7 protein-coding genes are annotated in these 6,542 nt (G+C 33.6%); all 7 read left to right on the plus strand.

The features are described 5' to 3' along the window. The first annotated feature begins 387 nt into the window (after window positions 1–387). The 7 genes from pyrB (at window position 388) to pyrE (ending at window position 6,267) form a co-directional block, all read left to right on the plus strand. Complete coding sequence (gene pyrB, locus JJE11_RS12165; protein WP_291635972.1) at window positions 388–1,314, plus strand: aspartate carbamoyltransferase; 927 nt, start codon at window positions 388–390, stop codon at window positions 1,312–1,314. Beyond that, window positions 1,314–1,748 (plus strand): aspartate carbamoyltransferase regulatory subunit, encoded by a 435-nt coding sequence (locus JJE11_RS12170; RefSeq protein ID WP_291635974.1) that lies wholly within the window; start codon window positions 1,314–1,316, stop codon window positions 1,746–1,748. The genes pyrB and JJE11_RS12170 overlap by 1 nt, the downstream gene beginning before the upstream one ends. A 102-nt stretch (window positions 1,749–1,850) precedes the next feature. Further along, window positions 1,851–3,050 (plus strand): dihydroorotase, encoded by a 1,200-nt coding sequence (locus JJE11_RS12175; protein ID WP_291635975.1) that lies wholly within the window; start codon window positions 1,851–1,853, stop codon window positions 3,048–3,050. Window positions 3,051–3,085: 35 nt separating this feature from the next. Beyond that, window positions 3,086–3,967 (plus strand): orotidine-5'-phosphate decarboxylase, encoded by an 882-nt coding sequence (gene pyrF / locus JJE11_RS12180; protein ID WP_291635978.1) that lies wholly within the window; start codon window positions 3,086–3,088, stop codon window positions 3,965–3,967. 34 nt (window positions 3,968–4,001) lie between these two features. After that, window positions 4,002–4,736 carry a dihydroorotate dehydrogenase electron transfer subunit gene (locus JJE11_RS12185; RefSeq protein WP_291635980.1) on the plus strand — a complete coding sequence of 245 codons (735 nt, stop codon included), beginning with the start codon at window positions 4,002–4,004 and terminating at the stop codon, window positions 4,734–4,736. Further along, window positions 4,729–5,625 carry a dihydroorotate dehydrogenase gene (locus JJE11_RS12190; RefSeq protein ID WP_291635982.1) on the plus strand — a complete coding sequence of 299 codons (897 nt, stop codon included), beginning with the start codon at window positions 4,729–4,731 and terminating at the stop codon, window positions 5,623–5,625. The genes JJE11_RS12185 and JJE11_RS12190 overlap by 8 nt, the downstream gene beginning before the upstream one ends. Window positions 5,626–5,697: 72 nt before the next feature. Continuing rightward, window positions 5,698–6,267, plus strand: a complete 570-nt coding sequence (pyrE, locus tag JJE11_RS12195) for an orotate phosphoribosyltransferase (RefSeq protein ID WP_291635984.1) — start codon at window positions 5,698–5,700, stop codon at window positions 6,265–6,267. Window positions 6,268–6,542 lie beyond the last annotated feature (275 nt).

A 6,542-nucleotide genomic window follows, 5' to 3' on the forward strand; every position in this document is an offset into this window, starting at 1 on the left:
AAATACAACACTGGATAAACAATTATCCAAGAAGGATTTTTAACGGTTTATCTGCTAATATGATGGAACAGAAAACCATTACAGCTTAACATTATATTTTTATTGAAATTTCCGGACATTTTATATTGCAATCTACATATCAACGAATTGTTTGCTAAATTAGGTTGACAGGGATTAGAATATGAAGTACTATTATTAAAAGAATAAATAATAATTCACCTTTAATTTGGTCCGGGAGACTGAGAAGGAGTAGATGTTTTATATTGTTATTACTACGCCTTCTCATAATAGAGATGGCGTTTTTTATTAAAAAAATAAATCTAATATTTTAAAAGTACTGTAGTACCTTTAAATTTGGTCCGGAGAGGCTGAGAAGGAGTGGGTAATATGTTAAAAGGAAGACACTTAATTGATCCAATGGATTTCACAATACTAGAACTAGAGGAGATTTTTGATTATGCAGATGAAATAATTAAATGTCCTGAAAATTTCTCTCATAAATGTGATGGAAAAATTTTAGCAACATTATTTTATGAACCAAGTACGCGGACAAGGTTAAGCTTTGAAGCGGCAATGTTAAGACTGGGAGGCCAGGTATTAGGTTTTTCTGAGGCAAAATCAAGTTCGGCTTCAAAAGGTGAAAGTGTAGCAGATACTATAAGGACAGTAGAATGTTATGCGGATATTGCAGCAATGAGGCATCCCAAAGAAGGAGCACCAAAGGTTGCTTCTATGAATTCACATATGCCAGTAATAAATGCTGGTGATGGCGGACATCAACATCCAACTCAAACACTTACAGATCTTTTAACCATAAGAAATATTAAAGGAGCATTATCAAACCTAACCATAGGAATTTGTGGAGATTTAAAGTTTGGTAGAACGGTTCACTCTCTAATAAATGCCATGTCAAGATATGAAAATATTAAATTCGTACTAATTTCACCAAATGAATTATCAATTCCAGAGTACATTAAAGTAGAAGTTTTGGAAAAGAATAATATAGAGTTCCTCCAAGTTGAAAAATTAGAAGAGGTTATTTGTGATTTGGATATACTATATATGACTAGAGTTCAAAAGGAAAGATTTTTTAATGAGGAAGATTATGTGCGGCTTAAAGATAGTTATATACTGGACAAAGAGAAAATGAAAAAGGCTAAGAAAGATATGATAATTATGCACCCACTTCCTAGGGTTAATGAAATATCTGTGGAAATTGATGCTGATCCAAGAGCGTGTTACTTTAAACAAGCAAAATATGGTATGTATGCAAGAATGGCACTTATAGCTAAGCTTTTGGGGGTGGATAAATAATGGTAACAATAAATAGTATAAAAAGAGGAATAGTAATAGATCATATTAAAGCTGGGGTTGGACTTAAAATATTTAACTATTTAGGTCTTGATAAGGCTGAGTTTACAGTGGCGCTTATTATGAATGCACCTAGTGGGAAGCTAGGCCGTAAAGATATAATTAAGATAGAAAACGAAATTGATATAGATTTTACAGTGCTTGGGTTTATAGATTCCAATATAACAATAAATATAATAACTGGAGAAGAAATTGAAAATAAATTTAAACTAAAATTGCCAGAGAAGATTGAGAATGTTATAAAATGCAATAATCCAAGATGTATCGCGTCTATAGAGCAGGAAATTTCGAATAACTTCTACTTAGCAAATAGAGAAAAGGGCGAGTACAGATGCGTATATTGTGATGAGATTAATAATCATAATAGTCTAAAATAAAGCACATAATTATAATTAAAAAGTATGTACGATTTGGACAAAACTTCAGATGTCTTAAATCGTACATATAAATATAGACAGTGTGGAAGGGATGGTAGGACTATGGAACTTTTAATTGTGAATGCAAGAATAGTTGATTCATCACAGGATTTTATTGGCGATGTTTATATAAAGAGTGGAATAATATACGAAATAGGAAAGAAATTAGAAAAAGACTGTGAGGTAATTGACGGAGAGGGATATATTTTAGCACCTTCTTTTGTAGATCTTCACAGTCATTTTAGAGAACCGGGATATACATATAAAGAAGATTTATTATCTGGGAGTCAGGCGGCAGTACGGGGTGGATATACTGCTGTAAACCTTATGGCAAATACAAAACCAGTATGCAGCTCAATGGATACAATAGATAAGGTGCTAAGTAAAGCTAGAGAAATAAATCTTGTAGATGTTCATCAATGCGCATCTATTACGGAAAATTTGTTAGGAAAATCTATAGCCCATTTAGGTAATTTAACCACTGAAGTAAAATTTATATCAGATGACGGCAAGGGCGTTTCGAGTAACAGTGTAATGCTTGAGGCGATGAAGGTTGCTAAAGGAAAGAATTTAACAATAATATCCCATGCTGAAAATGAAGAAATGGTAGACATTGATACAAGGCTCGCTGAAAATATGATGACGTGGAGAGATATAACCCTTTCAGAATTTACAGGTTGCAGGCTTCACTTAGCTCATGTTAGTACAAAAGAGGCTATGAAGTATATTATAGATGGAAAGCGTCAGGGGAGCCTTATAACATGTGAAGTTACACCACATCATTTAGGATGTACTTCGGAAACTAAGTATAGAGTCAATCCACCAATAAGAAATACTGAAGATGTAAATTTTTTAATTAAAGCCATAAAAGATGGATTTGTGGATGTTATAGCTACTGACCATGCACCACATAGTTTTGATGATAAAGTAAACGGGGCTCCAGGCATATCCGGTTTAGAAACCTCATTTCCTATATGCTACACTAAACTTATAGGCGAGGGACATATTACTTTAAATAAACTTTCTGAACTCATGTCAAAAAACCCATCTAAAATTATGAAACTAAACAAGGGTGAAATCAAAATAGGTTACGACGGAGACTTGGTGCTCTTAGATACTAAAACTGAATATAAAATTGATTCGACCCAGTTTGTATCTAAAGGACATAATTCTCCGTTTGATGGCAAGACTGTAGTTGGAAGAGTAATGTGCACCATCAAGGCAGGGAGAATGGTTTATAAATCAAAGGAATTTAATATTTAATATTTACAAATAAATTAGAAAAGGTGGAATAATGGTTGATTATAGATAGATTATTTAAAAGTGTAGAAAAAAAAGGCAATGTATGTGTGGGACTTGATACAGATTTAGAATACTTACCGGTAGAGTTTAGAAATAAATTTATGCATGATGAACATGCGTTATATAGATTTAATCAAATGATAATCGATGCTACTTTTGATGTGGCGGCTTGTTATAAGGTGCAAATAGCATATTATGAAGCTCTGGGACTTAAAGGTTTAAAAGTATACAAAGATACTTTAGAATATATAAAAAGTAAAGGGTGTTTAGCAATTGCAGATATTAAAAGAGGGGATATTGCTAAAACTGCACAAATGTATGCTAAAGCACATTTTGAAGGTGATTTTGAAAGTGATTTTATAACTGTAAATCCATATATGGGTATGGATAGCATTGAGCCATATCTTCCTTATTTAAAAAATAAGGAAAAAGGATTATTTTCACTTGTAAGAACTTCAAACAAAGGTGCAGAGGATATTGAGTACATAGAAAATAAAGAAAATAAAAAAGTTTATGATGTTGTCGGAGAAAAGTTATTAAAAATTGGAAGTGAATATATGGGAGAATGCGGGTATAGTTCGATAGGTGGAGTTGTTGGTTGCACGCATATAGATGAAGGATTAAAGATGAGGAAAGACTTAGATAAAATGTTTTTCTTAATACCGGGTTATGGGGCACAAGGTGGCGCAGCTGCAGATGTAGCTATATATTTAAAAAATGGAAATGGTGGAGTGGTAAATGCATCAAGAAGTATTTTGCTTGCATATAAGAAGATAGAAAATGGTGTAAATAAGTTTGAACAGTGTGCTAGAGCAGAAGCAATAAAAATGAGAGATGAAATAAGAAAAGCTGCAAATGAGGCACATCAAAATAAATAATCAACAATTATTATAAAATACTGGAGGGGTTTACTTGATATGCACAGTTGCGAAGACATATGAAAATGTTGAAATAAGCGAGGGTGTCTTTAAACTTTCTATAAAAGGTACGTTTAACGTAAAGCCAGGACAATTTTTTATGTTAAAAGTAGGAGAGCGGGAACCGCTATTACCAAGACCTATAAGTGTGTACGATGTTGATGATAGGTCAATAAGCTTTCTATACCAAATAGTAGGAGAAGGTACAAAGATTCTTAGTAAACTTTCAGAAAATGATGAAGTTCAGTTAATGGGTCCTCTCGGAAATGGATTTGAAGTAGAAAAAATAAAAGGGAAGATTGCTGTCGTATCTGGAGGAATTGGAATAGCACCACTTAGTTATTTGATCAAAAAGCTTACAGATTGTGAAATAGACTTGTATGCGGGGTTTAGAACTGTGGACTATTCTGTGGATACTGTGGAAAGATTTGTAAAAAATATATACTTATCCACAGAAAGTGGGAAAATTGGTCATAAGGGATATATAACAGATATAATAAATCCGCAAAAATATCAAACAATTATATGTTGTGGGCCAGAAATTATGATGAGAAAAGTTATAAGTATATGCAATGATGCAAAAGTGCCAGTATATGTGTCTATGGAAAACCATATGGCCTGCGGAATAGGTGCATGCTTAGTCTGTACTTGTAAAACCAAGGATGGAAATAAAAGAACATGTAAGGATGGTCCAGTTTTTAATGGAAAGGATTTGATTTTTAATGACTAATGTAGAACTGTGTGGTGTGAATCTTAAAAATCCTGTTATTGCTGCATCTGGCACTTTTGGGTTTGGAGAGGAATATAAAGATTATTTCGATATAGGAAGACTTGGGGGCATATCTGGTAAAGGCCTTACGCTTAATGCAAAACAAGGTAATGATGGAATAAGGGTTTATGAATCGCGCGGTGGAATGCTGAACAGCGTAGGACTTCAAAATCCAGGTATTGAAAACTTTATAAAAAAAGAATTGCCTATGATGCTTAAATATAATACAGCTATAATTGCAAATGTTGGGGGAAGTAGCATTGAGGAATATTTGGCTGCAATAGAAAAATTAAATAATGAGGCTATAGATATACTTGAATTAAATATATCCTGCCCTAACGTAAAATGCGGAGGTATGGCTTTTGGAATTAAATCAAAGGTAGCATATGATATCGTTCGCGAAGTAAAAAGTATTTGTAGGAAACCTCTTATGGTTAAGTTATCGCCTAATGCAGAGGATATAGTGGATATGGCTTATAAATGTTGTGAAGCTGGGGCAGATGCATTATCTTTAGTAAATACTTTTAAAGGTATGGCAGTGGATATACAAAGGCGCAAAGCAATATTTAATAATATATATGCTGGGGTATCGGGTCCGGCTATAAAACCTATGGCACTTCGGATGGTGCATGAAGTATGCAAGGCCGTAAATGTACCAGTTGTAGGCATGGGCGGAATATGCTCCGCAGAAGATGCTATAGAATTCATAATGGTTGGAGCACAAGCGGTTGGAGTAGGTACTGCTAATTTCATAAAGCCTGATATTTGCATAGATATAATAGAAGGCATTGAAGGGTATATGACACGCGAAGGTATCAAAGATTTAAGTGAGATTAGAGGGATTATTTAGGGAAATTGGCAGTGTATAATTGTGAGTTAAGAATTGTAAAATGTCCATTGTATATTGAAAAAAGGAGTGTTAATTATGAATATTAATGTTTTAGATATATTAAAAGAATCAGGTGCCTTACTAGAGGGACATTTTCTATTATCATCAGGAAGACACAGCAATAGATATTGTCAATGTGCAAAATTGCTTCAGTATGCAGACAAAGCTGCAAAAGTTCTAAGTGTAGCAGTGGAAAAAATTAAAGATATAGATTTTGATGTGGTAGTGGGACCGGCTATGGGTGGAATAATAGTAGCTTATGAAGTAGGTAGACAAACTGGAAAGCCTGCTATATTTACTGAAAGGGTCAACGGCACCTTCGAACTTCGAAGGGGATTTGAAATTAAGGCGGGTCAGAAGGTTTTAATTACAGAGGATGTAGTAACTACTGGTAAATCTTCATTAGAAACAATAAAGGTTTTAAAGGAACTTGGTGCAGAAGTAGTTGGGATATGTTGCATAGTAGATAGAGGGAGTAGCACTATTGATTATCCTATCTATAGCTCTATAAAGCTAGATATTGAAAGTTACGATCCAGCTGAATGCCCACTTTGCAAAGCGGGAACACCTTACATAAAACCGGGGAGTAGAAATATAAAATAAGATATCCTTTTTTTCTCAGAGGATGCTTTAACTAAAAGTATATATTGCTGGAATGCTTTCACTTCGCTAAGTAATTCTAAAATTTATTTTATTGTCATTTGCTAAAAAATGCAAACTCGTTACACTCAAACATGCATTTTTATTTACGCAAATGAAAATAAAATAAATTATGAATTACTAAGCTTGTTCAAATGCATTCTACGCAATATATACTTTTGTTAGCATCCTCTGAGAAAAAAGACATAATGAGTTCTCTGGCTTCAACGATATTTTAG

It is taken from the genome of Clostridium sp. (assembly GCF_016650095.1).
Taxonomy (GTDB): domain Bacteria; phylum Bacillota; class Clostridia; order Clostridiales; family Clostridiaceae; genus Clostridium_AD.

Bases quoted from the DNA above. Each gene is read 5' to 3' on its own strand.
- JJE11_RS12170 (WP_291635974.1), top strand. From the start codon at position 1,314: ATGGTAACAATAAATAGTATAAAAAGAGGAATAGTAATAGATCATATT.
- pyrB (WP_291635972.1), top strand. From the start codon at position 388: ATGTTAAAAGGAAGACACTTAATTGATCCAATGGATTTCACAATACTA.
- JJE11_RS12190 (WP_291635982.1), top strand. From the start codon at position 4,729: ATGACTAATGTAGAACTGTGTGGTGTGAATCTTAAAAATCCTGTTATT.
- JJE11_RS12175 (WP_291635975.1), top strand. From the start codon at position 1,851: ATGGAACTTTTAATTGTGAATGCAAGAATAGTTGATTCATCACAGGAT.